This is a genomic window from Cellulomonas gelida (assembly GCF_006538725.1).
Lineage (GTDB): Bacteria > Actinomycetota > Actinomycetes > Actinomycetales > Cellulomonadaceae > Cellulomonas > Cellulomonas gelida.
Window position 1 is genome coordinate 43794 of the sequence record NZ_BJLQ01000010.1, and the last position, 24925, is coordinate 68718.

The 24925-nt window shown below is 74.0% G+C and carries 23 protein-coding genes; 17 read left to right on the forward strand and 6 right to left on the reverse strand.

All coding sequences use genetic code 11. The features are described from left to right. Nucleotides 1-21: 21 nt before the first annotated feature. The 3 genes from CGE01nite_RS06525 to CGE01nite_RS06535 are packed head-to-tail and all read left to right on the forward strand — an operon-like array spanning nt 22 to nt 2013. The gene (locus tag CGE01nite_RS06525) at nt 22-1251 is read left to right on the forward strand and encodes an Nramp family divalent metal transporter (RefSeq protein WP_048342056.1); all 1230 of its coding nucleotides are present in this window, start codon (nt 22-24) and stop codon (nt 1249-1251) included. Beyond that, nucleotides 1248-1664, forward strand: a complete 417-nt coding sequence (locus CGE01nite_RS06530) for a hypothetical protein (RefSeq protein WP_229747383.1) — start codon at nt 1248-1250, stop codon at nt 1662-1664. The genes CGE01nite_RS06525 and CGE01nite_RS06530 overlap by 4 nt, the downstream gene beginning before the upstream one ends. Next, nucleotides 1651-2013 (forward strand): PRC-barrel domain-containing protein, encoded by a 363-nt coding sequence (locus CGE01nite_RS06535; protein ID WP_048342083.1) that lies wholly within the window; start codon nt 1651-1653, stop codon nt 2011-2013. Before CGE01nite_RS06530 ends, CGE01nite_RS06535 begins: the two co-directional genes overlap by 14 nt. A 23-nt stretch (nt 2014-2036) precedes the next feature. Here CGE01nite_RS06535 and CGE01nite_RS06540 read toward each other — a convergent pair whose 3' ends face one another. Then, nucleotides 2037-4583: an MMPL family transporter gene (locus CGE01nite_RS06540; protein WP_141369753.1), complete on the reverse strand. Its 2547-nt coding sequence runs from the start codon at nt 4581-4583 to the stop codon at nt 2037-2039. 168 nt (nt 4584-4751) lie between these two features. On the opposite strand from CGE01nite_RS06540, the gene CGE01nite_RS06545 reads away from it, so the two are divergent. From CGE01nite_RS06545 to CGE01nite_RS06570, 6 genes are all read left to right on the forward strand, one after another. Continuing rightward, nucleotides 4752-5450 carry a TetR/AcrR family transcriptional regulator gene (locus tag CGE01nite_RS06545; RefSeq protein WP_141369754.1) on the forward strand — a complete coding sequence of 233 codons (699 nt, stop codon included), beginning with the start codon at nt 4752-4754 and terminating at the stop codon, nt 5448-5450. 70 nt (nt 5451-5520) lie between these two features. Beyond that, nucleotides 5521-6087 (forward strand): RNA polymerase sigma factor, encoded by a 567-nt coding sequence (locus CGE01nite_RS06550; protein WP_229747382.1) that lies wholly within the window; start codon nt 5521-5523, stop codon nt 6085-6087. After that, a complete protein-coding gene (locus CGE01nite_RS06555; RefSeq protein ID WP_048342061.1) occupies nt 6084-6842 on the forward strand; it encodes a hypothetical protein in 759 nt (252 codons plus the stop codon). Before CGE01nite_RS06550 ends, CGE01nite_RS06555 begins: the two co-directional genes overlap by 4 nt. Nucleotides 6843-6992: 150 nt before the next feature. After that, nucleotides 6993-9143: an alpha-glucuronidase gene (locus CGE01nite_RS06560; protein ID WP_141369756.1), complete on the forward strand. Its 2151-nt coding sequence runs from the start codon at nt 6993-6995 to the stop codon at nt 9141-9143. 91 nt (nt 9144-9234) lie between these two features. Then, nucleotides 9235-10602 carry an alpha-amylase family glycosyl hydrolase gene (locus CGE01nite_RS06565; protein WP_141369757.1) on the forward strand — a complete coding sequence of 456 codons (1368 nt, stop codon included), beginning with the start codon at nt 9235-9237 and terminating at the stop codon, nt 10600-10602. Nucleotides 10603-10692: 90 nt separating this feature from the next. Then, entirely contained in the window at nt 10693-10935 is a 243-nt protein-coding gene (locus tag CGE01nite_RS06570) for a hypothetical protein (RefSeq protein ID WP_048342063.1), read from the forward strand. A 55-nt stretch (nt 10936-10990) separates the two neighbouring features. Here CGE01nite_RS06570 and CGE01nite_RS06575 read toward each other — a convergent pair whose 3' ends face one another. Beyond that, nucleotides 10991-11815 (reverse strand): alpha/beta fold hydrolase, encoded by an 825-nt coding sequence (locus CGE01nite_RS06575; protein ID WP_048342085.1) that lies wholly within the window; start codon nt 11813-11815, stop codon nt 10991-10993. A 344-nt stretch (nt 11816-12159) separates the two neighbouring features. Here CGE01nite_RS06575 and CGE01nite_RS06580 point away from each other — a divergent pair, with 344 nt between their 5' ends. The 6 genes from CGE01nite_RS06580 to CGE01nite_RS06605 are packed head-to-tail and all read left to right on the forward strand — an operon-like array spanning nt 12160 to nt 19932. Beyond that, a complete protein-coding gene (locus tag CGE01nite_RS06580; RefSeq protein WP_141369758.1) occupies nt 12160-12252 on the forward strand; it encodes a potassium-transporting ATPase subunit F in 93 nt (30 codons plus the stop codon). 2 nt (nt 12253-12254) lie between these two features. Next, complete coding sequence (kdpA, locus tag CGE01nite_RS06585; RefSeq protein WP_229747381.1) at nt 12255-13916, forward strand: potassium-transporting ATPase subunit KdpA; 1662 nt, start codon at nt 12255-12257, stop codon at nt 13914-13916. Continuing rightward, nucleotides 13913-16042: a potassium-transporting ATPase subunit KdpB gene (kdpB, locus tag CGE01nite_RS06590; protein WP_141369760.1), complete on the forward strand. Its 2130-nt coding sequence runs from the start codon at nt 13913-13915 to the stop codon at nt 16040-16042. Before kdpA ends, kdpB begins: the two co-directional genes overlap by 4 nt. Before the next feature lies 1 nt (nt 16043). Beyond that, nucleotides 16044-16691, forward strand: coding sequence for a potassium-transporting ATPase subunit KdpC (gene kdpC, locus CGE01nite_RS06595; protein WP_141369761.1), 648 nt, complete (start codon nt 16044-16046; stop codon nt 16689-16691). Between the two features lie 32 nt (nt 16692-16723). Next, the gene (locus CGE01nite_RS06600; protein WP_141369815.1) at nt 16724-19240 is read left to right on the forward strand and encodes a DUF4118 domain-containing protein; all 2517 of its coding nucleotides are present in this window, start codon (nt 16724-16726) and stop codon (nt 19238-19240) included. After that, on the forward strand, nt 19237-19932 hold the full coding sequence (locus CGE01nite_RS06605; RefSeq protein WP_048342066.1) for a response regulator: 696 nt from the start codon (nt 19237-19239) through the stop codon (nt 19930-19932). Before CGE01nite_RS06600 ends, CGE01nite_RS06605 begins: the two co-directional genes overlap by 4 nt. Nucleotides 19933-19977: 45 nt before the next feature. Here CGE01nite_RS06605 and CGE01nite_RS06610 read toward each other — a convergent pair whose 3' ends face one another. Then, the gene (locus tag CGE01nite_RS06610; protein ID WP_141369762.1) at nt 19978-20811 is read right to left on the reverse strand and encodes a hypothetical protein; all 834 of its coding nucleotides are present in this window, start codon (nt 20809-20811) and stop codon (nt 19978-19980) included. Nucleotides 20812-20930: 119 nt separating this feature from the next. Between CGE01nite_RS06610 and CGE01nite_RS06615 the strand changes: the two genes are divergently transcribed. Together CGE01nite_RS06615 and CGE01nite_RS06620 are read left to right on the forward strand one after the other, a co-directional pair. Further along, nucleotides 20931-21464 carry a type 1 glutamine amidotransferase domain-containing protein gene (locus CGE01nite_RS06615; protein WP_048343206.1) on the forward strand — a complete coding sequence of 178 codons (534 nt, stop codon included), beginning with the start codon at nt 20931-20933 and terminating at the stop codon, nt 21462-21464. Between the two features lie 78 nt (nt 21465-21542). After that, the gene (locus CGE01nite_RS06620; protein ID WP_287892768.1) at nt 21543-21947 is read left to right on the forward strand and encodes a Fur family transcriptional regulator; all 405 of its coding nucleotides are present in this window, start codon (nt 21543-21545) and stop codon (nt 21945-21947) included. A 15-nt stretch (nt 21948-21962) separates the two neighbouring features. Here the strand turns inward: CGE01nite_RS06620 and CGE01nite_RS06625 are convergent, their stop codons facing one another. From CGE01nite_RS06625 to CGE01nite_RS06635, 3 genes are read right to left on the reverse strand one after another with little or no spacing between them, the layout of a single operon-like run. Beyond that, a complete protein-coding gene (locus tag CGE01nite_RS06625) occupies nt 21963-22868 on the reverse strand; it encodes a metal ABC transporter permease (protein ID WP_048343208.1) in 906 nt (301 codons plus the stop codon). 53 nt (nt 22869-22921) lie between these two features. Then, nucleotides 22922-23716 (reverse strand): metal ABC transporter ATP-binding protein, encoded by a 795-nt coding sequence (locus CGE01nite_RS06630; protein ID WP_218022605.1) that lies wholly within the window; start codon nt 23714-23716, stop codon nt 22922-22924. A 2-nt stretch (nt 23717-23718) separates the two neighbouring features. Next, the gene (locus tag CGE01nite_RS06635; RefSeq protein WP_141369766.1) at nt 23719-24729 is read right to left on the reverse strand and encodes a metal ABC transporter solute-binding protein, Zn/Mn family; all 1011 of its coding nucleotides are present in this window, start codon (nt 24727-24729) and stop codon (nt 23719-23721) included. Nucleotides 24730-24925: the final 196 nt, after the last annotated feature.

Here is a 24925-nt window from a genome sequence, read left to right on the forward strand (position 1 = left end):
AACCGGACCGCGTGGCCGCCGATGAAGAAGATCTTCGCGGTCGCGCTGGGCGTGCTCACCGCGATCGGCGGGTTCGTCGACATCGGCGACCTGGTGACCAACGCCGTCGTCGGTGCCCGGTTTGGCATGTCGCTCGTGTGGGTCGTCCTCGTGGGTGTCGTCGGGATCTGCCTGTTCGCGCAGATGTCAGGGCGGGTGGCCGCCGTGAGCGGCCGGGCGACGTTCGAGATCATCCGCGAGCGCCTGGGACCGCGCATCGGCGGCGCGAACCTCGTCGCCTCGTTCTTCGTCACCGTGCTCACGCTCACCGCCGAGATCGGGGGCATCGCGCTCGCGCTCGAGCTGGCCAGCAGCGTGGAACGGCGGCTGTGGATCCCGTTCGCGGGGCTCGCGGTCTGGCTCGTGCTGTGGCGGGTCAAGTTCTCCGTGCTCGAGAACGTGACCGGACTGCTCGGCCTGACCCTCGTCGTGTTCGCCGTGGCGCTGTTCCAGCTCGGTCCCGACTGGGGCGAGCTCGTCGACCAGGCCGTGCGTCCGACCGTGCCCCAGGGCGAGGGCGTGCCGACGTACTGGTACTACGCCGTCGCGCTGTTCGGCGCCGCGATGACGCCGTACGAGGTGTTCTTCTTCTCCTCGGGTGCCCGCGAGGAGAAGTGGACGGCGAAGGACGTGTCGCAGTCGCGGCTCAACGTGCTCGTCGGCTTCCCGCTCGGCGGGTTGCTGTCCGTCGCGATCGCGGGGTGCGCGGCGGTGGTGTTCCTGCCGCGCGAGGTGGACGTCACGTCGCTGTCGCAGATCACGCTGCCCGTCGCGATGGCCGGCGGGAAGCTGCTGCTCGCCCTGGCGATCCTCGGGATCGTCGCGGCGACGTTCGGCGCCGCCCTCGAGACGGCGTTGTCGACCGGCTACACGCTCGCGCAGTTCCTCGGCTGGTCGTGGGGCAAGTATCGCCGGCCCGCGGAGGCGACCCGCTTCCACACGGCGATGCTGGTCGCGGTCGTCGTCGGCACGCTCGTGCTGCTGACGAACGTCGACCCGATCGCCGTGACCGAGTACTCCGTCGTGTTCTCCGCGATCGCGCTGCCCCTGACGTACCTGCCGATCCTCGTCGTCGCGAACGACCGCGAGTACATGGGCGAGCACGTCAACGGCCGCACGACGAACGCGCTCGGACTGGTCTACCTCGTCATCATCGTCGTCGCGTCCCTGGCGGCGATCCCCCTGATGATCGCGACAGGAGCAGGCGGATGAGCCCACGGCTGCGGCGCCACGAGCGCCCGTTCCCGCCCGACGCGCAGCTGCCCCACCCGCCGCGGCCGGCCGGGCTCGTGCTCGACGCGCGCCTGCACCTGCTTGACCGCCAGCTCGACGACGTGGACGGCACCCCGGTCATGACGATCGACGACCTCGAGCTCGAGACCGACGCCGACGGCGTCACGACGGTCGTCCACCTCCTCAGCGGACCCGTGCTCGCCACGCGGATCTTCGGCGGACGCCCGCCCCGCGACCGGTGGCACCGCGTCGCCTGGCGGCACGTCGCCGACGTCGGCACCGTCGTGCGGCTCGGCATCCGCGGCGACGGGCTCGACGTCCTGTGGGTCGAGCGGTGGCTGCGCGACCACGTCATCGGCCGCATCCCCGGAGGCCGCCATGCTCCTGAGTGACCTGCTCGACGCACCCGTGCGCGACAGCGACGGCCGCGCCCTGGGCTACGTCGTCGACGTGCGACTCGTGCTCGACGGACCCCTCGACGGTGTCCTGGCCGCACCCCGCCTGCACGGCCTGCTCGTCAGCCCCCGCACCGGAACCTCGTTCCTCGGCTACGAACGCACCGACGAGAACTCCCCCGCCCTGCTCGCCCGCTGGCTACGCCACCGCCACCGCGGCACCTTCCTCGTCCTGTGGTCGGACGTCGTGCGACCGGACCACGCCCCTGGGCCACGCGACGACGAGCAAGCGGTGACGCTGCGTGGCGGGTACCACCGCTGGGACCCCGCGCTGCCCCGACCGTGAGTCCTGGAGCGCGGGGGCCTCGGTCAGTCGACCTGCGCGGGCTGCGGCGCGGCGGTGCCGCCGGGGACGCCCGGGTGGCGGCGCTCGAGCTTGGCGCCCTCGACGTCGACGTCCGGCATGACGCGGTCGATCCAGCTCGGCAGCCACCAGGCCTTGTCGCCGGCGAGGTGCAGGACCGCGGGCATGATCAGCATGCGCACGACGAACGCGTCGAGCAGCACGCCGAACGCGAGCGCGAAGCCGAGCGGCCGGATGACGGCGAGGTGGGAGAACATGAACCCGCCGAACACGGAGATCATGATGATCCCGGCTGCGGTGACGACGGCCCGGCCGGCGTGCAGGCCCTCCATGACGGCGCTGCGCGCGGGAGCGCCGTGCGCGTACGCCTCACGCATGCCCGACGTCAGGAACAGCTGGTAGTCCATCGCGAGGCCGAACAGGATCCCGACGAGCAGCGTTGGCAGGAAGCTGAGGACCGGGCCGGGGTTCGAGACGCCGAACACGTCCGAGAGCCAACCCCACTGGTAGACGGCGGTCACGCCACCCATCGCCGCGAAGAGCGACAGCACGAAGCCACCGGTCGCGACGATCGGGACGAGGAACGAGCGGAACACCGCGATGAGGATGAAGATCGACAGCCCGATGACGACCGCGAGGTAGATCGGCAGCGCGTCGGCGAGCTTCTCGGAGATGTCGATGTCGGCGCTCGCGTTGCCGGCGACCGCGAACGTGCCCTCGCCGCCGTCGACGGGCAGCGCGCGCAGCGCGTGGACGAGGTCGGTCGTCGTCTCGCTGTCCGGGCCGTTCGCGGGGATCACCTGGAAGACGAGCATGTCGCGCTCGTCGTTCGTGCCCACGGGCGCCACGGCGACCACGTCGTCCTGCTCCATGAGCTGGCCACCGATGCGCGCCTGGACGGACACGAGCTCGTCCTCGCTCACGGCCTCGGGCACGTCGGCCACGACGACGAGCGGGCCGTTGACGCCCGCGCCGAACGCCTTCGACACCGCCGTGTAGGCGCGGTACTGCGTGGAGTCGACGGGCTCGGAGGCACCGGTCGGCAGGCCGAGACGCATCGAGAGCGCGGGCAGCGCGATGACGACGAGCACGCCGACGCCAGCCACGATCGACAGCCACGCGCGCCCGTTGCCCATCGGCTTGGCGGGCTCGTGCGCGACCGGCGCCGTGGTCTCGTCGCGGTGCTTCTTCGGCAGGATGCGGCGGCCCAGCAGGCCGAGCATCGCCGGCGTGAGCGTGATCGCGACGATCACCGCGACCAGGATGCTCGCGGCCGCGACCGTGCCCATGAGGCCCAGGAAGTCGATGCCGGTGAGGTTGAGGCCGAGCAGCGCGATCAGCACCGTGGCTCCCGCGAAGACCACGGCGTTGCCGGACGTGCCGTTCGCCAGGCCGATCGACTCGTGGACGTCCATGCCCGCGCGGAGCTGGCGTCGATGCCGGTTGAGGATGAAGAGCGTGTAGTCGATGCCGACCGCCAGGCCGAGCATCGCGCCGAGGACCGGGGTCACCGAGGTCATCTCGACGGCGCCGGAGAACGCCATCGCGCCCGCGGCGGCAACGCCCACGCCGACGAGCGCGTTGAGCAGCGGCAGGCCGGCGGCGACGAACGTGCCGAGCATGACGACCAGGACGATGCCGGCCACAAGCACACCGATCGCCTCGGCCGCGCCGCCGAGCGAGATCGCCTCCTGCGCGATCTCGGCGGAGTAGTCGACCGTGACGCCCGCGGGGACGGCGTCGCTGATCGCGGCCTCGACGGCCTGCTTGGTGGCGTCGGGGATCTCGTGCTGCGGGAGCTCGAACACGACCGTGCCCACTGCGGCGGAGCCGTCGGTCGAGACCATGCGGATCTCGGCGGCCATCTCGAGCAGCGCGCGGGCGTCGGCGAGCTGGGGCGCCTGCGCCTCGAGCTCGGCGCGGCCCTGGTCGATCGTCGCCTGCTGGGCGTCGAGACTGGCCTGCTGCGCGTCGAGCTCGGCCTTCTGCGCGTCGAGCTGCGCCTGACCGGCCTGGGTCTGGGCGCTCTCGCCGACCTGCGCGACGGTCGCGTCGAGCTCGGCCTGGGCCGCCTCGAGCTGCGCGCGTCCGGCGTCGAGCTGGGCCTGGCCGTCGTCGAGCTGCTGCTGACCCGCGTCGAGCTGGGCGCGACCTTCGGTGACCTGCTGCTCGCCTGCGTCGACCTGCGCGGCCTGCTCGGCACGCTGCGCCTCGGTGGCGAACGGGTCGACGACCTGCACGACCCCGTCCACGTCGGCCGCGGCCGCGAGCGCGGCGCTGATGCCCGCCTGCTGCTCAGCGGTGAGCGCCGAGCCGTCCTCGCTCACGAACACCACGCGCCCGTTGGCGCCGCTCGCGGCGGGGAGCTCCTTCGCGAGGCGGTCGGTCACCTCAGCGGTGGCCGTCCCGGGGATCGTGATCGCCTCGGTGAGGGTGCCGCCGAAGGCCAGGAACGCTCCGACCGCGAGCCCGAGCGCCGCGATCCAGGCGCCGACGACCAGCCACGCGCGCCGGGCCGCGAACTTGCCGAGCCGATAGAGCATCTCCGCCATGAGGGGGTGTCCTCCCGCCGGCCGCGCCGGGTCGTCACGTTCGGCCGGGTCGTCGCGCCCGGGTTCTGCAGGCATCGTAGGCAGAGAGTTGATGAGGGTCATCCGCTTGTCTCGCCGGGCGTGTGTGAACTTGATCTCAGGTATCCGCTTCGGGGCTACCCTGTCCGGATGACCGAGGACCTCACGCCGCGTGACGAGCGCGGCACCCCGCCGCGCGCGCCGCTGCGCCGTGACGCGGAGCGCAACCGCGCGCGCATCGTCGCCGCCGCCCGCGAGCTCTACGCCGAGCACGGCCTCGGTGTCGGCTTCAACGAGGTGGCACACCGGGCGGGCGTCGGCGTCGGCACCGTGTACCGCCGATTCACCGACCGCACCGAGCTGCTCGAGGCCGCACTCGAGGAACCGCTGCGAGACGTGCTCGCCGCGGCCGACGAGGCCGCCGCCGCGCCGCGCGCCTGGGACGGGCTGGTGCTCCTCGTGACCCACATGACCGACCTGCTGGTCGACAACATGGGCGTGCGGGACGCCGCCCTGGGCGGCTACGACGAGCTCCTGCCCGACGTGGCGGCCGGCGTCGGCGAGGTGGCCGACGCCCTGTTCCGCCGCGCGCGCGACGAGGGTGACCTGCGCGAGGGCGCCGACAGCCACGACGTGCCGATGATCCTGTGGATGGTCACCGAGCTCGCCAAGCACTCCGCCGACGTCGCCCCGCAGGCCTACCGTCGCTACGTCACCGTGCTGCTCGACGGGCTGCGCGCGGCCCCCGGCGGCGACCCCCTGTCCCGCCCGCTCGACGTCGACCAGGTCACCGCGATCTCGCGCGGCTGGGCCGACTCGTCGGCCCGCGCCCGCACGCGCACCACCTGACCGACCGCCGCCCGCCCGGGCACCGCGTGGTGCGCCGCAACCGGACGGCCACGTGCGGACACTTCAGGGTGTGAGCGACGAACCGATCGACGACACGAGCGCGTGGGGCGCCGCGTGCGAGGGCGACGGAGCAGCGTTCGGGCTGATCTTCGACCGTCACCACGCCCGCGTCCGACGGCACGCGGCACGGCTCGTGGTCGCCGCGGCCGACGTCGACGACGTCGCCGCGAGCGCGTTCCTCGAGCTGTGGCGGCGTCGCACGAGCGTGCGTCTGGTGCGCGGCTCGGTGCTGCCGTGGCTGCTCGTCACGACGACGAACCTCGCGCGCAACGCGGCGCGCAGCACACGCCGCTACGAGGCGTTCCTCTCGCGGCTGCCGCGCCCCGACGACGCACCCGACGTCGCCGACGGCGTGCTCGACCGCCAGGCCGACCCGCGCCTCGTCGCCGGACTGCGCACGCTGTCGGCGACCGACCGCCGCCTCGTCGCGCTGGTCGTGCTCGACGGCCTCTCGCTGACCGACGCCGCCGAGGCGGTCGGGGTGAGCGTGCCCGCCGCCAAGTCCCGTCTCCACCGGGCTCGCGCCCGTCTGCGCGCGGCCCTCCCCCAGCCGACCCTCGAGGAGGTCACCCCATGACCGTCACGCCCGACACCCGCGACGCCTACACCGCCGCGCTGCGCTCGGCGCTCGTCGAGCACGTCAACGAGTCCGCCCACACTCGCGCACAGACCCCGACGCGCCGCCGCGCGTTGCGCTGGTTCGCGGGCGGCGCCGGGTTCACCGTCGCTCTCGGCGGCGCGACCGCCGCGGCCGCCGGCCTCGGCCTGCTTCCCGGCAGCGACCGGGTCGACGAGCTCGCCGACGCCGTCGTCGTGCGCGCGACCGGTTCCCGGGTCGTCGACCTCGGCGCCCCGCCTGCCGGCGCGACTCACCTCGAGGTCGAGATCACGTGCCTGACGCCGGGCCACCTCGTGTTCGCGAACGGCGCCAGTGCGACGTGCGACGACGGGGACGTGACCGGCTACACGCTCCCGGTGGACGGTTCAGGGGCGACGACGATCGACGCGTCGAGCACCCTGCGTTGGGAGGGCGTGTTCACCTACAGCCACCGTGCGGCGACCGCGCTCGGCGTCAACGCGAACGGCGACACGTACGGGGTCCTGGGCTCGGACGCCGGCGAGCCGGACCTCGTCGCGGTCGAGGCGACCAACGGACGCAGCGGCTACGTGTACGCGAGCGAGCTCGCCGGGTACACGCCGACCAGCCCCGAGGACGCCGCCGCCTGGATGGCCGAGCACGGCGACGAGGTGCGCGTCATCCCGGTGTACGAGTCCGACGGCGAGACCGTCGTCGGCGAGTTCCACCAGGGCGGAGCCACCGACCAGCCGTGACGACGCCCCGCGTCGTACGCGTGCGCCGTCAGGCCGCACTCCGGTCAGCAGGTTCCATCTGACCGCGCAGTGCGGCAACCTACCGTCGCGGAGCGTCTCCGCTGACGCGCTGTTCGGCGCGGACGCCGACAAGTGAGAGGACCGCGACGCATGAGGGTGAGCCCGCCGCACCGGAGCCCGGCTGGCGCGACGAGCAGCACGACGACGAGCGGCACGACGGGCACCGCAGCGTGGCACCCTGCGTGGCTCCCGGACGAGGCGCTGCGACCGCTCGGTGCGCGCGGCGTCCGGCTGCTCGCGTCCGGTGACGACCCGGTGGTGACCACGGTGCGCGCGGAGGTCGACCACGCCGCGCAGACGGCGGGCACGACGACGACGCCCGCGCGGGCCACCCTCGCGCTCGCCTCCGACGCGCTCGCGGTGCCGGGTCTGCGCGCGGCGGCCGAGCACGCGCTCGCGCTCGCCGAGCGCCCGGGCCTGGCGGGGCTGCTGGGGGCGCAGGGGTTCGTCGTCGCGGACGACGAGGGCGCGCTCGTCGTCGTCGCCGCGCAGCCGCGCGGCCTGCTGGCCGGCTGGCACCACCTGGTCCGCACGGGTGGGGACGCGTCCGGGGCGACCGCCGGCGACCTCGTCGCGCACGTCCCCTCGCAGGCCGTGCGCATGCTCGACCACTGGGACAACCTCGCCGCGGACAGCCCGATGGGCCCCGTCGAGCGCGGGTACGCGGGCGCGTCGCTGTGGTTCGCCGACGGGCGCGTGCGCGACGACCTCACGCGCGTCGAGCACTACGCGCGCCTGCTCGCGCACACCGGCATCAACGCGGTGTGCCTCAACAACGTCAACGTGCACGCGCGCGAGTCCGCGCTGCTGACCTCGGGGATCGAGCAGGTCGCGCGGCTCGCGGCGATCTTCCGTGCGGCGGGCATCAGCACCTACCTCGCGGTCGACTTCGCCGCGCCGATCACCTCGGGCGCGCTGCGTACGTCGGACCCCCTGGACGACGACGTGCGCGCCTGGTGGGAGCGCACGTTCGCGGACGTGTACGCGACGATCCCCGACTTCGGCGGCGTCGTCGTCAAGGCGGACTCCGAAGGCCGGCCCGGACCGTTCGCGTACGGGCGCTCGCACGCGGACGGCGCGAACCTGCTCGCCCGCGCGCTCGCGCCCTACGGCGGGACGGTGTTCTGGCGCGCGTTCGTGTACGACCACCGCCAGGACTGGCGCGACCGCGGCACCGACCGGGCGCGCGCAGCGTACGACCACTTCACGCCTCTCGACGGGCGGTTCGACGACAACGTGGTGCTGCAGGTCAAGCTCGGTCCCATCGACTTCCAGGTACGCGAGCCGCTGTCGCCCCTGCTGACCGCGATGCCGCGCACCCGACTCGCGATGGAGCTGCAGGTCACGCAGGAGTACACCGGCCAGCAGCAGCACGCGTGCTACCTCGCTCCCCTGTGGCGCGAGGCGCTCGACTTCCGGCCGTGGGGTCCCGTCGAGCTCTGGGACACCGCCGCCACCGATCCCGACGCCCAGACGGTCGCCGAGGTCGTACGCGGGACCGACGCACTCCCGGGCGGGCTCGTCGCTGTCGCCAACGTCGGCGACGACCCGTTCTGGACCGGCCACCCGCTCGCGCAGGCGAACCTCTACGCGTACGGGCGCCTGACGTGGGACCCGACGCTCGACCCGTCCGCCCTGCTCGACGAGTGGGTCGCGCTCACGTTCCCGCAGGCCGACCCCGCGGTCGCGCGCACGGTGCACGCGCTCCTGGACGAGTCGTGGCACGTCTACGAGAGCTACACCGCGCCGCTCGGCATCGGCTTCATGGTCCGGCCGGGCCACCACTACGGCCCCGACGTCGACGGCTACGAGTACACGCCGTGGGGCACGTACCACTTCGCCGACCGCGACGGGATCGGCGTCGACCGCACACGGGCGACCGGCACGGGCTTCACCGACCAGTTCCCCGCGCCGTGGCGCGACGTGTACGAGTCGCTCGAGACGTGCCCCGACGAGCTGCTGCTGTTCTTCCACCACGTCCCCTACTCCCACGTGCTGCACTCGGGCGCGACCGTCGTGCAGCACGTCTACGACACGCACGTCGCTGGTGCGCAGGCCGCCGAGCGCATGCGCGACACGTGGCGCGACGTGCGCGGCCTCGTCCCCGACGACCTGTACGCGCGCGTCGCGGAGCGGCTCGACGAGCAGGTCCGCTCCGCCGCCGAGTGGCGCGACCAGATCACCACCTACTTCTGGCGCAAGTCCGGCATCCCCGACCCCGAGAACCGCGTCATCCCCTGATCCGCTCCCACCCGACGACCCAGCGGACGCTCCGGCGAACAGCGCCACCAGCCGGAGCAAGCGCTGGGTGGGGCGGGTAGCGTGACCTGGGATGACGACGAACGAGGGCGGCCCGGCGCCGCGCGGTGACGCCTCCTGGGCCGCTGGCGCGCTCTGGTGGCACGTGTATCCGTTGGGCTTCGTCGGCGCGGAGATCCGGCCGGCCGATCCCGACGCACACCTGGCCAGGCCCGTCGAGCACCGGCTCGGGCACCTCGAGGCGTGGCTCGACCACGTGGTCGGGCTCGGGCTGGACGGGTTGCTGCTGGGGCCCGTGTTCGCGTCGCAGACCCACGGCTACGACACGGTCGACCACCTGCGCGTCGACCCGCGCCTGGGCGACGAGGCCGACCTCGTGCACCTCGTCGGGGCGGCGCACGCGCGTGGCGTCCGCGTCGTGCTGGACGGCGTGTTCAACCACGTCGGCCGCGGTCACCCCGCGTTCCGGCTCGTCGAGGAGCAGGGGCCTGCAGCGCCCACCGCGGGGCTCTTCCGAGTCGACTGGACCGGCTGGGCGGCGGGGCAGCCGGTGCGCGTGGACGTGTTCGAGGGGCACGGCGCGCTCGTCGCGCTCGACCACGACTCCCCCGCGGTTGCGGACCTCGTCGTCGAGGCGATGTGCCACTGGCTCGAGCGGGGGGTCGACGGCTGGCGGCTCGACGCGGCGTACGCGGTCCCGCCCGCGTTCTGGGCGCGGGTGCTGCCGCGGGTGCGCGCGCGGTTCCCGCACGCGTGGTTCCTCGGCGAGGTCATCCACGGCGACGCGCAGGCGATCGTGCGGGCCTCGGGCATCGACACCCTCACGCAGTACGAGCTGTGGCAGGGCATCTGGCACGCGATCGCGGACCGCAACCTCTACGAGCTGGCCCACGCGATCGGGCGGCACGACGACCTCCTCGAGACGTTCGTGCCGCAGACGTTCGTCGGGAACCACGACGTCACGCGGATCGCCTCGGCGGTCGGGCCCGAGCGTGTGCCGCACGCGCTCGCCGTCCTGCTCACGGTCGCCGGCACGCCGAGCCTGTACGCGGGCGACGAGCTCGCGTGGACCGGCGTGAAGGAGGAGCGCGAGGGCGGCGACGACGCCGTCCGCCCGACGTTCCCGCCCCACCCGCCGTCGCCCGACGAGCTGGACCCCGCCGCACGTCGAGTGCTCGACGCGACCCGCGCGCTCGTCGCGATGCGGCGCCGCCTGCCGTGGCTCACCACCGCGCGCACGGACGTCCTGCACCTCGACAACCGCGCGCTCGTGCTGCGCACCGGGACGGGCTTCGGCGCGGTCGTGACGGCGCTCAACCTGGACGACGCCCCGGTGAGCCTGCCTGCCGCCGACGCCCGCACGGCCGTCGCCGGTGACGGTCGCCTCGATGCCGGCACGGTCCACCTGCCCGCGGGCGGCTGGGCGGTGCTCGAGGCGTGAGCCCCGGCCCCGGCGGGCGCTCCTATAGTGGGACCCACGGTCCAGCAGGACGGATCAGGGCGACGAGATCAGGGCGACGAGGAGAGATCGATGGCGCGCGCGGGCGGCGAGAACAGGCGGGTCACCGACTGGCTCGCACGGCACCTTCTGGGCCCCGCGCAGGTCGGCAACGGTCGCGAGCCCATGCGTCCTGCGAGCGACGACGAGCGCGCCCGCGAGCGCGAGCTGCGCACGACCCTGGTCCGCGTCGAGGACGCCCACGGTCGCTCCTACCTCGTCGAGCGCGCCGAGGACGCCACCCCGGACGCGAGCGCGGCAGGCCGCACGCCCTGACCCGCCCCGCGGCGCACGTCGGCCGACCTGCGCCGACGAGGCACCGCGCGGACCGTCAGACCGGTTCCCAGCCCGTGAGGCCAGCCCGCAGCAGCGCCGCGGTCTCGTCGACCGCGATCCCGTGGCCCGCGCCGCCCACGACCTCGACGTAGCGCGCGTGCGCGAGCTCGCCCGCGAGCGCCCGGCCCGACGACCGCAGCCCGGGCCAGGTGGCGGCGCCGCAGACGACCGTCGTCGGCACGTCGAGCGCACGCATCTGCGGGGTCGGGACGTTGGGCGCGGCTGTGATCGTCGCGTCGTACACGACCGTCTGCGCGAGGTCCTCGAGCGCGAGCCACGTCGGTGAGCGCCGCGCCTCCTCCACGACGTGCGCGGGCAGCCCGATCACCTCGCGCTGCATGGTCGCGACCGCGTCGCCCGGGTGGCCCTCGACGATCATCTGGGCGAGCCGCCGCGGCGCGTCGGGCGCGGGCGCGGGTAGGCCCGCGAGCGCGAACGGCGGCTCGTACAGCACGAGCGCGCTGATCGCGGCACCCGCCGCCGCCGCGTGCAGTGCGAGCGTCGCGCCCGACGAGAAGCCGAGCACTGCGGCGCGGCCACCCTCCGCGGCGATCACCGCCTCGAGGTCGTCGACCTCGCGCTCCACCGTGTAGGTCACGACCTCCTGCGCCGTGATCGCATCACCGCTGTCACCACGTCCGCGCCGGTCGACGAGCAGCGTCGTGAAGTCTGCGTGCAGCAACGCCGCGAGCGGCGCGAAGACGTCACGCGTGTTGAACGCGCCGCCCACGCAGACCAGCAGCGGCCCGTTCCCCGCGCGCTCGTACGCGATGGTGGTGCCGTCGGCAGACCTCGCGGAGCGCAGCTCGCTCTCGGCCATGGCGTTCCCCTCGCCCGTGGGACGACGACGTCCCCACCCCTCACCGTACGACCGGGCGACCGCGACGACGAGGCCGCGCACCGGTGACGTCGCGAGGAGCCCGGGGCGACAAGAACGCGTCGAGATCGTGCGCTGCAGCGTCAACGATCCGTCAAGGGGGCCGGATCGCGTCCCGCGGCGGCGTAGACCGGGCGGTGCGCCGATCCTCCCGGCGCGCGGCGCGCACCTCACGGCGCCGCCCGAACGCCGCGAAGGACTCCCCCCATGGCCGACCTGGCCTACCTGCTGCTGACGGTCGTCGTGCTCGGCGCACTCGCCGTCCTGGTCCGCCGCGCGGACCACTCATGACCGCCTCCGACATCGCGGCGCTCGTCGTGGCCGCGGGTCTGCTCGTCTACCTCGTCGTGCAGCTCGTGCGCGCGGACAAGGTGGGCTGACCGTGACAGTCCTCGTCGCCGTCACGCAGGCCGCGCTCGTCGCGGCCCTGCTCGTGGCCGCCTACCGCCCGCTCGGCGACCACCTGTGGCGCACGCTGACCGGCGAGCGGCACCTCGCCGTCGAGCGCGCGGGCTACCGGGTCATGCGGGTCGACCCGGACGCCGAGCAGCGCTGGTCCGCGTACGCGCTGTCGCTGCTGGGCTTCTCGACCGTCTCGGTCCTCGCGGTCTACCTCCTCGCGCGGTGGCAGGACCACCTGCCGCTCTCGTCAGGCGTGGCGGCGATGGACCCCGCAGGGGCGTGGAACGCCGCCGTGTCGTTCACGACGAACACCAACTGGCAGTGGTTCTCGGGCGAGTCCGCTGCGGGCCACCTGCTGCAGATGACCGGGTTCGCGGTGCAGAACTTCGTGTCCGCCGCGGTCGGCATCGCGGTGCTCGCAGCGCTCGCGCGCGGGTTCGCCCGGTCCGGGACGGACGGCCGAGTCGGCAACTTCTGGCGCGACCTCGTCCGGGTCTGCGTGCGGGTGCTGCTGCCGCTGAGCGTGATCGGCGCGATCGTCCTCGTGTCGGCGGGCGTCGTGCAGAACCTGCACGCCCCGAGCGAGCTCACCACGCTGGCCGGCGGCGCGCAGCACGCGCTCGGCGGGCCGGTCGCGTCGCAGGAGGTCATCAAGGAGCTGGGGACCAACGGGGGTGGCTTCTTCAACGCGAACTCGGCGCACCCGCTCGAGAACCCGAACCCGTGGACGAACGCGTTCGAGGTGCTCCTCCTGCTGCTGATCCCGTTCAGCCTCCCGCGGGCGTTCGGCCGGATGGTCGGCGACCTGCGGCAGGGGCGAGCCATCGCCTTGACCATGGCCACGCTGCTGACGGTCGCCACCGGGCTCCTGACCTGGGCCGAGCTCGCGGGTCCGGGCCTGGCGCCCGCCGCGGCCGGCGCCGCGATGGAGGGCAAGGAGACGCGGTTCGGCGAGGCCGCGTCGGCGTTGTTCGCGGCCGCGACGACGGGCACCTCGACGGGCGCGGTCAACTCCATGCACGACTCGCTCACCGCGCCCGGCGGCGGCGTCGCGCTCGTCGGGATGCTGCTCGGCGAGGTCGCGCCGGGGGGCGTGGGCAGCGGCCTGTACGGGATGCTCCTGCTCGCCGTCGTCACGGTGTTCCTCGCCGGGCTCATGGTCGGGCGGACGCCCGAGTACCTCGGCAAGAAGATCGGCCGTCAGGAGATCACGCTCGTGGCGCTCAACGTGCTCACGATGCCCGCGCTCGTGCTCGTCGGTACCGCCGTCGCGCTCGTCGTTCCGGCGGGGCTCGCCGGGCTCCAGGAAGACGGGCCGCACGGGCTGTCCGAGGCGCTGTACGCGCTCGCCTCGGCAGGCAACAACAACGGGTCCGCGTTCGGCGGGCTGACGTCGGGGACACCGTTCTGGAACACGTTGCTCGGGCTCGTGATGCTGCTCGCCCGGTTCGTCCCGATCGTGCTGGTCCTCGCCCTCGCGGGACGCCTCTCCTCGCAACGCACGATCCCGGCCGGCCCCGGCACGCTGCCGACGCACACACCCCTGTTCGTCGGGCTGCTCGTGACCGTGACCCTCGTGGTCGTCGGCCTCACGTTCGTCCCCGTCCTGTCCCTCGGCCCGATCGCGGAGTCGCTCGCATGAGCACCACCCTGACCACCCGTTCGTCCGTCACCACGACCGAGCGCCAGACCGCGCGCGCCTCGTCCGCGCTGTCCGCGCGCCAGGTCACGGCCGCGCTGCCCGCTGCCCTGCGGGGCGCGGACCCGCGCCGCCTGTGGCACTCCCCCGTGCTGTTCGTCGTGGAGGTGGGTGCGGCCTTCACGACCGTCCTGGCCGTCCTCGACCCGTCGGTCTTCGCGTGGGCGATCACCTTCTGGCTATGGGTCACCGTGCTCGCCGCGACGCTCGCCGAGGCCGTCGCCGAAGGGCGCGGCAAGGCGCAGGCCGCGAGCCTGCGGGCGGCGCAGCGGCAGACGACGGCGCGGCGGGTCGTCGCGCCGCAGGACGTGCTCGAGGAGACGAGCGGCCTCGCGACGCTGCCGACCACCGAGGTCCCCTCGTCGTCGCTGCGCGTCGGCGACGTGGTCGTCGTCGTCGCAGGCGAGACGATCCCGTCCGACGGCGACGTCGTCGAGGGCGTCGCGAGCGTCGACGAGTCCGCGATCACCGGCGAGTCCGCGCCCGTGATCCGCGAGTCGGGCGGAGACCGGTCGGCCGTGACGGGCGGCACGGTCGTCCTGTCCGACCGGATCGTCGTGCGGATCACCGCACAGCCCGGCCACACGTTCGTCGACCGGATGATCGCGCTCGTCGAGGGGTCGCACCGACAGCGCACGCCCAACGAGATCGCGCTCAACGTCCTGCTCACGACCCTGACGATCGTGTTCCTCCTGGCCGTCGCGACGCTGCAGCCGTTCGCGGCCTACTCGGGGCAGCCGCAGTCGCTCGTCGTGCTCGTCGCGCTGCTGGTCTGCCTGATCCCGACGACGATCGGCGCGCTGCTGTCCGCGATCGGCATCGCCGGCATGGACCGGCTCGTGCGCCGCAACGTCCTCGCGATGTCCGGGCGCGCGGTCGAGGCGGCCGGCGACGTCGACGTCCTGCTGCTCGACAAGACCGGCACGATCACGCTCGGCAACCGGCAGGCGGCGGACCTGCTGCCCGCGGCCGACGTGCCCGTCGACGCGCTCGCCGACGCGGCCCAGCTTGCGTCGATGGCCGACGAGACGCCCGAGGGCCGGTCCGTCCTCGTGCTCGTCAAGGAACGGTTCGCGCTGCGTGAGCGCCCCGAGGGCGAGCTGGTCGGCTCGACGCTCGTGCCGTTCACCGCCGTCACCCGGATGTCGGGCGTCGACCTCGCGGGCGCGCACGTGCGCCGGGTCCGCAAGGGCGCGGCGGCAGCCGTGACGCACTGGGTCCGGTCCACGGGCGGGCACACGGGCGACGACGTGCGCGCCACGGTCGACGCGATCGCCGCGTCCGGGGGCACGCCGCTGGTCGTCGCCGAGCAGCTCGGGGACCGTCCCGCGCGCGTCCTGGGTGTCATCCACCTCAAGGACGTCGTCAAGCACGGCATGCGCGAGCGGTTCGCCGCGCTGCGGTCGATGGGCATCCGCACCGTCATGGTCACGGGCGACAACGAGGCGACCGCCCGCGCGATCGCGGCCGAGGCAGGCGTCGACGACGTGCTGGCCGAGGCCACGCCCGAGGACAAGCTCGCGCTCATCCGCCGCGAGCAGACCGGCGGACGGCTCGTCGCGATGTGCGGCGACGGCACCAACGACGCACCCGCGCTCGCGCAGGCGGACGTGGGCGTGGCGATGAGCACCGGCACGTCCGCCGCCAAGGAGGCCGGCAACATGGTCGACCTCGACTCCGACCCGACCAAGCTCATCGAGATCGTCGAGATCGGCAAGCAGCTGCTCATCACCCGCGGCGCGCTGACCACGTTCTCGATCGCCAACGACATCGCCAAGTACTTCGCGATCCTGCCCGCGATGTTCACGACGCTCTACCCACAGCTGGCGGTCCTCAACGTCATGCACCTGGCCAGCCCGCAGTCCGCGATCCTCGCCGCGGTGGTCTTCAACGCGCTCGTCATCCCCGCGCTGCTGCCGCTCGCGCTGCGTGGCGTGCGCTGGACGCCCGGCTCCGCGTCGGCGCTGCTGCGGCGCAACCTCCTCGTGTACGGCCTCGGCGGCGTCGTCGCGCCGTTCGTCGGCATCAAGCTCGTCGACCTCCTGGTCGCCCTCCTCCCGGGGATCTGACATGACCACGACCGCACCCGTCCGCCGTCCGACCGTCGGCGCCACCTCGATCTCGTTCGCGCGGCAGACCCTGGCGGGCCTGCGCGTGCTCGTCGTCCTGACCGTCCTGCTCGGGCTCGCCTACCCCCTCACCGTGACGGGCGTGTCCTGGCTCACGATGCGGTGGCAGGCGAACGGGTCGCTGCTCACCGCCGACGGCGCACGCACGACCGACCCGTCGCACGCCGTCGGCTCGGCGCTCGTCGGACAGGTGACGGACGGCCCGCAGTGGTTCCACCCCCGGCCCTCGGTCGCCGGCGACGGCTACGACACGCTCGCGTCGGCAGGCTCCAACCTCGGGCCGAACAACCCGGACCTGGTCGCGACGATCACCGAGCGCCGCGCGAGCGTCGCCGCGGCCGAGGGCGTCGAGCCCGCCGCAGTCCCGCCCGACGCGGTCACCGCGTCCGCCTCGGGTCTCGACCCCGAGATCTCACCGCAGTACGCACGTCTGCAGGTGGACCGCGTCGCACGCGAGAACGGGCTGCCGCGGGACCGCGTCGCCGCTCTGGTCGAGGCCCACGTCGTGGGCCGTGACCTGGGCTTCCTCGGCGAGCCGCGGGTCAACGTGCTGCGCCTCAACCTGGCGCTGCGGACAATGGCCCCGTGACCGAGCCCGAGTCCGCGCGCGACGCGCCGGACATGACCGCGCGGCGGGGGCGCCTCACCGTGTACCTCGGCGCGGCGCCCGGCGTCGGCAAGACCTACGGTGCGCTCGACGAGCTGCACCGACGACGAGCGCGCGGCACCGACGTCGTCGTGGGCCTCGTCGAGACGCACGGGCGGTCGGGGACCGCGCACCAGCTCGAGGGCCTCGAGGTGCTGCCGCGCGCGGTCGTCGAGCACCGCGGGACCCAGCTGACCGAGCTCGACGTCCCCGCGGTGCTCGCCCGCAGGCCGCAGGTCGTGCTCGTGGACGAGCTCGCGCACACCAACGCCCCCGGCTCGCCGCACGACAAGCGCTGGCGGGACGTGCACGAGCTCCTCGACGCGGGGATCGACGTCGTCACGACCGTCAACGTGCAGCACCTGGAGTCGCTCAACGACGACGTCGCCCGCATCACCGGGGTGCAGCAGCGCGAGACGGTCCCCGACGCCGTCGTGCGCGCGGCCGACCAGATCCAGCTCGTCGACCTGCCGCCCCAGGCGCTGCGCCGCCGCCTCGCGCACGGCAACGTGTACCGCGCGGAGCAGGTCGACGCGTCGCTGTCGGCCTTCTTCCGCGTCGGCAACCTCACCGCGCTCCGTGAGCTCGCGCTGCTCTGGCTCGCCGACCTCGTCGACGACGACCTGGCCGCCTACCGTCGGGCGCACCGGATCGACCAGCCGTGGCCCGCGCGCGAGCGTGTGGTCGTCGCGGTGACCGGCGGCCCCGAGACCGACACGCTGCTGCGGCGCGGTGCGCGGATCGCCCAGCGCGCCGCGGGGTCCGAGCTCGTCGCGGTGCACGTCCTGCCCTCCGACGGGCTGCCGAGCACGACGCCCGCGACGATCGCCGCGCAGCGCCGGCTCGCCGAGTCGCTCGGCGGGACGTTCCACACGGTCGTCGGCGAGGACGTCGCGAGTGGTGTCGTCGAGTTCGCCCGGGGCGTGAACGCGACGATGATCGTCGTCGGCGTGTCCCGGCGCGGGCGACTGCGCTCGCTCCTGGTGGAGGGCAACGGCCCGGAGATCGCCCGGCTCGCCGGGTCGATCGACGTGCACCTGGTCACGCACGAGCACGCGCGCGCGGGCCGGCGCACGTCGGCCGCACGGCGCTCGCCGCTCTCGCGCGGGCGCCTGCTCGCCGGGTGGGTGCTCGCGCTCGCCGGACCGGTCGCGGTGACCGCGCTCCTGGCCCTCGCCGAGGACCTGCTCTCCCTCCCGTCCGACCTGATGCTCTTCCTGGCCCTCACCGTGCTCGTCGCGATCGTCGGCGGCCTGTGGCCCGCGATCGTGTCGGCGGTGGTCGGGTTCGTGCTCCTCAACTGGTTCTTCACGCAGCCGACGGGTCGTCTGACCGTCGCGGACCCGGAGAACGTGCTCGCGCTGACGGTCTTCGTGCTCGTCGCCGCCGCCGTCGCATCGGTCGTCGACCTCGCCGCCCGCCGCGCGAGCGAGGCGTTCCGGGCGCGCGCCGAGGCGTCAGCGCTGGCCGCCATCTCGCGCTCGGTGCTCGCAGGAGAGGACACGGCTGCGGCGCTCGTCGCACGGTTGCGCGAGACGTTCACGCTCACGGCGGTCGCGCTGCTCGAACGCCGCGACGACGGCTGGCGCGTGCTGGCGTCGGACGGCACGGACCCGGCCACCACACCCGAGGAGGCGTCCACCGTGCTCACGGTCGACGACACGCGCGCGCTCGCGCTCTCGGGGCGCATCCTGCCGGCGAGCGACCGGCGGGTGCTCGAGGCGTTCGCGTCGCAGGTGGGCATCCTGCTGACGCAGGAACGCCTGCGAGGACAGGCGGCGCAGGCCCTCGCCCTCGAGCAGGCCGACGCGACCCGCACCGCGCTCCTCGCCGCGGTCTCGCACGACCTGCGGACCCCGCTCGCCACCATCCGTGCTTCCGTCGACGGCCTCACGAGCGCCGACCTGCACCTGTCGGCCGCCGATCGCGCGTCCCTCGTCGAGACCCTCGCGGACTCGACCGGCCGCCTCGAGCGGCTGATCGACAACCTGCTCGACCTCTCGCGGCTCCAGACCGGCTCGGTGCGACCGGTCCTGCGCGCAACGAGCCTGGACGAGGTGGTCCCGCTCGCGATCGAGGGGTACGCGCCGTCGGCCGTGCGCATGGAGGTCCCGGAGGACCTGCCTCTCGTGCGGACCGACGCGGGCCTGCTCGAGCGCGTGGTCGCGAACCTGGTGTCGAACGCCGTGCGCCACAGCCCGCCGGGGGCGCCTGTGACCGTCTCGGCGGCGACAGTGGCGGACTCGGTCGTGGTGCAGGTCGTCGACGCCGGACCCGGCGTGGACGACGAGCTCAAGGAGCGACTGTTCGCGCCGTTCCAGCGCCTCGGCGACTCGTCCGGCGCCGGGCTCGGGCTCGGGCTCGCCGTCGCCGACGGGCTCGCACGCGCCGTGGGGGCCGAGCTGCGCGCGGAGGACACCCCGGGGACCGGGTTGACGATGGTCGTCACGCTCCCGGTGGCAGCGCCGGAGCCGGACGGGAGGCGCGCATGACACCGCAGGTCGGGCACCACGTGCTGGTCGTCGACGACGAGCCGGGTCTCGCGCACGCGCTCGGCATCACGCTGCGCGCCGCGGGGTGGCGGGTCAGCACCGCACGCGACGGTGCCGGGGCGCTCGCCGCGGCCGCGGCGGACCTGCCGGACGTCGTGCTGCTCGACCTGGGCCTGCCCGACCTCGACGGTCTCGAGGTCATCACCGCGCTGCGCGCCTGGACGCGGGTGCCGATCGTCGTGCTGTCCGCGCGTCAGCACGGCGAGGACAAGGTCGAGGCGCTCGACGCAGGAGCCGACGACTACGTCACCAAGCCGTTCGCGATGAACGAGCTCCAGGCGCGGCTGCGGGCCGCCGTCCGCCGGGCGGCCGCGCCGGCCGACGACGCGGAGGCCGTGGTGACGGCGGGCGCGCTCACGGTCGACCTCGCACGGCGCAGGGTCCTGCGCGGCGGGGTCGAGGTCCGTCTGACCCCGACCGAGTGGACGATGCTCGAGGTCCTGGTCCGCAACCGCGGTCGGCTGGTGCCGCGCCGCCAGCTCCTGCAGGAGGTGTGGGGCCCCTCGTACTCGGACGAGACGAACTACCTCCGCGTGTACTCCGCGCAGCTGCGGCGCAAGCTCGAGGACGATCCCGCGCACCCGCGACACATCGTCACCCAGCCCGGGATGGGCTACGTGTTCGAGGTCTAGCGTCGACCAGGCCGTGGGCCCGCTCCGGCCGTCTCGGCGACTGCGTCAGTCGAGCTCGAGGAGCCGGCGCCACGCGCGGTGGTGCTCGACGCACACGCAGCCCGCTGCCCCGAACGCCTGCGCCACCACCGCGGCCTCGCGTTCGAGCACCGCAGCGCCCTCGTCGGCGAACGTGTACTGCGCCCCGCCGGCCACCTCGGGCGTGTCCGTCTCCACCCCGACCGTCCAGCGGGCTCCCGCCCCGCGCGCGGCCTCGACGGCCGGGCGGGCGAGCGCGACGATCCCGTCGGTGCCCTCGGCGTGGTCGCTGAACGCCACGACGACGACCGCGTCGACGCGGCGCAGCACCGCGTCCAGCAGCGACCCGCGCTCGTCGGGCGCCGCCACCGCGGTGAGCCACCACGGGGTGTCGGCGCCCAGGGTCAGGTTGGCCGGGAGTGCCTCCCGCACGGCGTCCAGCACCGCGAGCCAGCGTCGCGCACCGGCCGCGGGGTCCACGGCCCAGCCGGGCAGCGTCCACGGCTCGACGTCGAGCTGCGCGCCGTCGAGGGCCGCCCCGGCGGAGCGCAGCGCCGCGCTCGCCCACGTCGCCGCGAGCGCGGGCTCGTCGAGCCAGCCGGGGTCGCCGCCGAGCGCGTCGACGGCCACGTGGGCGTCGCACAACGCGCGCGCCGCAGCCGCGAACCACGCGCCCACGGGGCCTTCGTCGGCCGCCCACGGCGCGGCGAGGTGCACGCGCGCGAGCTCGTGTCCGACGACGAAGTCGACCAGCGGCTCGGGCGCGGCCGGACCGTACCCGCGGCCGCGCGCGTCGTCGTCGGGCGACACCGGGTTGTCCCACGCCCACATCGAGCCCAGCCCACCAGAGCCCAGCGCCATGCTCGCCACGGTGGCACGCGCCACCGCCACGCGCACGCCGGGCCGGAGCACGGGCGTCTCGGCGTGCCGAGCCTCGCCGGTCGTGCCTAGCCTGGCGGGACCGATCCGAGGAGGTCCCCATGTCGCGCACGCTCGACGACCGCACGGTCGCCTTCCTGCTCACCGACGGCTTCGAGGACAGCGAGCTGACGAGCCCGTGGGCCGCGGTCGAGGACGCGGGTGCGCGCGTCTCGCTCGTCTCGCCCGCGGACGTCGCGGTGCGGGGCAAGAAGGGCTACGAGCAGCGTGTGGACCTGCCGGTCGCGACCGCCGACGCGGCCGACTTCGACGCCCTCGTGCTCCCCGGCGGTGTCGTCAACGCGGACCACTTGCGGATGGACGCCGACGCGGTGGCGTTCGTGCGCGACTTCGTCGCGGCGGGCAAGCCCATCGGCGTCATCTGCCACGGCGCGTGGATCCTCATCGAGGCCGGCGGGGTCGAGGGCCGACGGCTGACGAGCTACCCGTCGCTGCGCACCGACCTGCGCAACGCGGGCGCGGACTGGGTCGACGAGCAGGTCGTCGTCGACGGTCCTCTGATCTCGAGCCGCACGCCCGACGACCTGCCCGCGTTCGACGAGGCGCTCGTCACGGCCTTCGCGGCGCCCGCCTGACCCGTCGGTTCCTGCACGCCCGTTCCGCCTTGTTGCACATGAGAACCACGTACAATCAGGCGACCCCGGGAGGTGCACGTGATCGGTCAGCGCACGACGCGCCAGCGACGCGCGATCGGCCAGCTCATGGACGAGCTCGCGGACTTCCGCAGCGCCCAGCAGATCCACGCGCTCCTCGTGCAGCGCGGCGAGGACATCGGGCTGGCGACCGTCTACCGCACGCTCGGGGCCATGGCCACGAGCGGTGAGTTCGACGTCCTGCGGACGGCGAGCGGCGAGACCCTGTACCGGCGCTGCGAGCGCCAGGGCCACCACCACCACCTGGTGTGCCGCAGCTGCGGGCGTGCCGTCGAGGTCCAGGCGAGCGCGTTCGAGTCACTCGTCGCGTCGCTGTCCGACGAGACGGGCTTCGTCGACGTGTCCCACACCCTCGAGCTGTTCGGCACCTGTGCGACGTGCGCCGAGGAGCTCGCGGCCGGCTGACCGGCCCGCTGCCCCTCAGGCCGTCGACGCCTCGGCCGCGCTCGCCACCGCGACGCGGCGCGCCCAGCCCCGCCGCGTCCGCGCGTTGCCGACGATCCGGCACACGACGTAGATCACGAACGACACCGTCGTGACGTACGGGCTGATCGGCACGGACCCGCCCAGCGCGAGCAGGATGCCGCCCACGGCGCTCGTCACGGCGAACGCGACCGACAGCAGCGGCACCACGACGGGCGACGCGCTCACCCGCGTGGCCGCAGCCGCGGGCGTGATGAGCAGCGAGAGCACGAGGAGCGCGCCGACGACCTGCACCGCGAGCGCGACCGCGAGCCCCAGGAGCAGCATGAAGCCGATCCCCAGCGCGCGCGTGGGCACCCCGCGCGCAGCCGCGACGTCCGGGTCCACGCTCGCGAACGTCAGCGGGCGCCAGATCACGACGAGCCCCGCGACGATCACGGCGGCGATCACGAGGAACAGCGACAGCCGCGTCGAGTCGACGGCCACGATCTGCCCCGTGAGCAGACCGAACTTGTTCGCGGCACGCCCCGGGTAGAGCGCGAGGAACAGCACGCCGAGGCCCAGACCGAACGGCATGAGCACGCCGATGATCGAGTTGCGGTCGCGCGCACGTGTGCCCAGCAGACCGATCACGACCGCGGCGACCACCGACCCCAGGACCGCACCGAGCATCACGTCGATCGACAGCAGCAGCGCGGCGGCGGCACCCGCGAACGAAAGCTCACTGATCCCGTGCACCGCGAACGCGAGGTCCCGCTGCATGACGAACACCCCGACGAGCCCGCCGACGAGCCCGAGCACCACCCCGGCGATCAGCGAGTTCTGCACGAGCGCGATCAGCGAGCCGTAGTCGGAGAAGTCGAAGATCCGGGTCCACCAGTCGTCGGCGACCTCCGCGGGCAGCACGCCCGCCGGCAGACCCGCGGCCAGGGCACTGACGGACAGCACGGCGGTGCTCACTCGTCGGCCTCCTCGACGTGGTGGACGTGCTCGTCGTCGCCGCCCACGATGACGACGCGGCCCTGCGAGCGCAGCACGTCGACCGGCGTGCCGTACAGCGCGCTGAGCTGCGACGACGTCAGGACCTCGTCGGGCACGCCGATCGCGTGGCCCGCCGGCGCGAGGTACAGGACCCGGTCGGTGTAGGGCAGGACGGGGTTGATCTCGTGCGTCACGAAGACCACCGCCGTGCCGCGCTCACGCCGCATCGCGTGGATGAGCGCGGTGACCTCGTGCTGGTGACGCAGGTCGAGCGAGAGCAGGGGCTCGTCGCAGAGCAGCAGCGCCGGCTCGGTGCCCAGCGCCTGCGCGATGCGCACGCGCTGCTGCTCACCGCCCGAGAGCATGCCGAGCGGGACATCGGCGTACGCGCTCGCGCCCACCGCGGCCAGCAGCGCGTCGACCCGGGCACGCGTGCTCCCGCCACCCAGGCCCCACCGGTCCCCGTCCAGGCCGAGCCGCACCAGGTCACGCGCGCGCACCGGCGTGGCCGGGTCGATCAGCCGCTGCTGCGGGATGTATCCCACCGCGCGACTCCCGCGCCGCGGCGGCGCACCCATGATCGACAACCGCCCCGCCGAGAGCGGCGTGAGGCCGAGGATCGCGCGCAGCAGGCTCGTCTTGCCCGAGCCGTTCGGCCCCAGGACCGTGAGGAACTCGCCGGGGCGCACCGTGAGGTCGACGTCCGACCACACGACGCGCGGGCCGTACGCGAGCCGGGCGCCCTCGAGCTCGAGCGGCGCCGCAGGCACGCTCACGCGAGCGCCTCCGCGAGGGCGTCGAGGTTGCCCGCCATCCACGACACGTAGTCCTCACCCTCCGGCAGCGTCTCGGTGACGTCCACGACGGGGAGCCCCGCGTCGCGTGCGGCCTGCAGCACCTGGTCGGTCTGCGGACCCGTCGTCTGCTCGTTGTACACGAGGAGGGCCACGTCGCGCGAAGCCACGAGCTCGAGGGCCTCGTCCATCGCCGCCGGCGGCACATCGACCTCCTGCTCGATCGACGACGAGAACGCGGCCGGCGTGCGGTCGACGAGGCCGGCCGCCTCGACGAGGTACAGCGGGACCGGCTCGGTCACCACGACGCCCGTGCCCGCGTGCTCGGCCGCGACCTGCGCCGCGGACTGCTCGAGCTCGCCGACCCGCGCCGCGAAGTCGTCGGCGTTACGGGCGAACGCCTCAGCGTGCTCGGGGGCGACCCGGCCGAGCGCGTCCGCGATGTCGCGGGCGACCGCCTGCACCGTCGGCAGGTCGTACCAGACGTGCTCGTTCAGCTCGCCGTGCGCATGGCCGTCGCCCGCATGCTCGTCGTCCGCGTGCTCGTCGCCCGCATGCTCCCCGTCCGCGTGCTCGTCGTCCGCGTGCTCGTCCTCGGCGTGCTCATCCTCGGCGTCGCCGTCGTCGGCGAGACCGGAGACCTCGACGGCGTCGACGACGGGCGGCGGCGTGTCGAGCGCGTCGACCAGCTGCGTCGCGAAGTCGTCGTACCCACCCCCGTTGACGACCACGAGATCGGCCCGCGAGATGGTGAGCTCGACGCGCGCGCTGGCCTCGTACGAGTGGGGGTCGACGGACGGGTCGTCGATGATCGAGGTGACCTGGGCGAGGTCGCCGGCGACCTGGGCCGCCACGTCGCCCCACACGTTGGTGGACGCGACGACCGTCAGGCCGGGCTCCTGCTCGGCGCCGTCGGACGGCGAGCACCCCGACGCGACGAGGGCGAGAGCGGCGCAGGCCACGGAGACGACAACGGTGCGCGCACGCATGCGGGGACCCCTTCCTGGTGCCGCACCGTGCGGCTTCGATAACGATAGCAGTTCCCAATAAGGGCCCGCACCAGACCTTCGTGCCTGCTCCGTCACACCCATCCGTCACCCCGGACAGTCCCGCCGACTGCCCCGCCCACTGCCCCGCCCGTCAGCCGCTTGGGCCCAGGGACGACGACGGCCCCGCACCTGACGA